General features: G+C 53.0%; 1 rRNA gene. It reads right to left on the bottom strand.

Features of this window, described 5'->3' with window-relative positions:
* Positions 1-37: 37 nt before the first annotated feature.
* A 23S ribosomal RNA gene (locus CVV54_06630) occupies positions 38-3,014 on the bottom strand.
* Between the last annotated feature and the right edge of the window lie 22 nt (positions 3,015-3,036).

Below are 3,036 nucleotides of genomic sequence, written 5' to 3'. Positions count from 1 at the left end.
CAAATATGACCCAATATCAGGTCAATAAGGATTTTATGAGGTTAAGGCCTCGGTGTATTAGTATTGGTCAGCTCAACGGGCGTTACCCGCTTACACCTCCAACCTATCAAACCGGTAGTCTTCCGGACACCTTACTTGCTTATGCAATGGGGTATCTCATCTTGAGGCCGGCTTCCCGCTTAGATGCCTTCAGCGGTTATCCGATCCGAACATGGCTACCCGGCGTATGCTCCTGGCGGAACAACCGGTTCACTAGCGGTCCGTCCATCCCGGTCCTCTCGTACTAGGGACAGATCCTCTCAAATACCCTGCGCCCACAGTGGATAGGGACCGAACTGTCTCACGACGTTCTGAACCCAGCTCACGTACCGCTTTAATGGGCGAACAGACCAACCCTTGGGACCTGCTTCAGCCCCAGGATGCGATGAGCCGACATCGAGGTGCCAAACGCCGCCGTCGATAGGAACTCTCGGGCGGCATCAGCCTGTTATCCCCGGGGTAGCTTTTATCCGATGAGCGATGGCCTTTCCACTCAGGACCACCGGATCACTAGGACCAACTTTCGTTTCTGCTCGACCTGTCAGTCTCACAGTTAAGCCACCTTATACCCTTACGCTCAATAGGCGATTTCCATTCGCCCTGAGGTGACCTTCGCGCGCCTCCGTTACTCTTTGGGAGGCGACCGCCCCAGTCAAACTGCCCGCCTGACAATGTCCCGCTCTGCGATTCAGCAGCAGCGGTTAGAATCCCAGCACACCAAGGGTGGTATTCCAAGGGCGACTCCAAATGCGCTGGCGCACATCCTTCACTGCCTCCCACCTATCCTATACAGAGTGTACCGAAATCCAATATCAAGTTACAGTAAAGCTCCACGGGGTCTTTCCGTCCTACTGCGGGTAACTGGCGTCTTTACCAGTACCACAATTTCACCGGGCCCCCTGTTGAGACAGCGCTCAGATCGTTACACCTTTCGTGCAGGTCGGAACTTACCCGACAAGGAATTTCGCTACCTTAGGACCGTTATAGTTACGGCCGCCGTTTACTGGGGCTTCAGTTCAAAGCTTCGCCTTGCGACTAACCTCTCCCTTTAACCTTCCAGCACCGGGCAGGTGTCAGACCCTATACTTCGGCTTGCGCCTTAAGCAGAGTCCTGTGTTTTAGTTAAACAGTCGCCTGAGCCTGGTTTCTGCGAACCAAAGATGCTTCTTACGTATAGTATTAACATCTCCAGCCACTCCTTCTCCCGAAGTTACGGAGTCAACTTGCAGAGTTCCTTAACAAGGGTTATCCCGTTCACCTTAGCCTTCTAAGCCAACCCACCTGTGTCGGTTTTCAGTACGGGTTCGAACTCTCTCCCTAGAAGCTTTTCTCGGCAGCTGAGCATTTGTGCCTTCTCGTGATTATTCACTACCCCATCAGATCTCGGCCTTAAAGCAAGGGGGATTTGCCTCCCTCACAAGCCTACTTCTTTAGACCGGGACTTCCATCACCCGGCGCACATAGCTTTCTGCGTCACTCCATCAGTCAAACGATCGTCCGAAGGACAGGATTGTCTACCTGTTGTCCATCGACTACGCCTTTCGGCCTCGCCTTAGGTCCCGCCTAACCCTGGGTGGATGAGCCTTCCCCAGGAATCCTTGGGTTTTCGGTGAGTGTGTTTCTCGCACACTTTTCGCTACTCATGCCGTCATTCTCACTTCCATACAGTCCACAAAACCTTACAGTCCTGCTTCGTCCCGTATGGAACGCTCCCCTACCAGTTAATGGATTTTTCCATTAAATCCGAAGCTTCGGCGCTGTGCTTAGCCCCCCACATTTTTGGCGCAGGGACGCTCGACCAGTGAGCTGTTACGCACTCTTTCAAGGGTGGCTGCTTCTGAGCCAACCTCCTGGCTGTCTTTGCTTCCCCACATCCTTGTAACACTTAGCACAGGCTTTGGGACCTTAGCTGTCGGGCTGGGCTGTTTCCCTTTCGACCACGAATCTTCGCACCCGTAGTCTCACTCCCGTTCGAATATTATGGGTATTCGGAGTTTGATTGAGCTCGGTAGGTCCATCGACCCCCTTACTCATTCAGTGCTCTACCCCCCATAAATCCACTAAACGAGGCTGCACCTCAATGCATTTCGGGGAGAACCAGCTATCACCATACTCGATTAGCTTTTCACTCCTATCCACACCTCATCCAGGACTTTTTCAACAGTCTGTGGTTCGGTCCTCCAACCGGTGTTACCCGGTCTTCAACCTGGACATGGATAGATCGTATGGCTTCGGGTCTATAGCATGCGACTTGCGCCCTGTTCAGACTCGGTTTCCCTACGGATCCAAACCTCGTAGTTCTTATCCTCGCCACATACCATAACTCGACGGCTCATTTTCCAAGAGGCACGCCGTCACATCCTAAGATGCTCCGACTGCTTGTAAGCACGCGGTTTCAGGTCTATTTCACTCCCCGTCAGGGGTGCTTTTCACCTTTCCCTCTCGGTACTGCTTCACTATCGGTCGCCAGATGTATTTAGCCTTGGACCGTGGTCGGCCCTGATTCATACGGAATTTCACGTGCTCCGCACTACTTGGGTGTCCATTAATGGAGGTGCTTTCATTTCGCTTACGGGGCTTTCACCCTCTGCGGCTCGTTTTCCCAACACGATTCAGCTATAAAAACACTTTGTAACTCCACCGGAGTTCTGCAACACTCCGCTCATGGATCCCGCTACACCGTATGCACAACGCCTGCAGGCTTGGCATGCATTCGGTTTAGGCTTTACCCCTTTCGCTCACCACTACTTGGGGCATCTCTTACGATTTCTCTTCCTCCGGTTACTGAGATGTTTCACTTCACCGGGTTGCCGCCCTCGTAAAGGGCGCATGGACTGCTCCATGCAGGTTTCCCCATTCAGATATCCGCGGATCACGGGATGCTTGCTCCTCCCCGCGGCTTTTCGCAGCTGGCTGCGTCTTTCTTCGGCATCTGGCGCCAAGGCATTCCCCGCGTGCCCTTTGTACCTTAACCTCATAAATCCTTTATTGACCTTT

This window comes from Synergistetes bacterium HGW-Synergistetes-1, assembly GCA_002839185.1.
GTDB lineage: Bacteria > Synergistota > Synergistia > Synergistales > Synergistaceae > Caenicola.
This window is presented reverse-complemented; position numbering and strand designations above follow the sequence as displayed.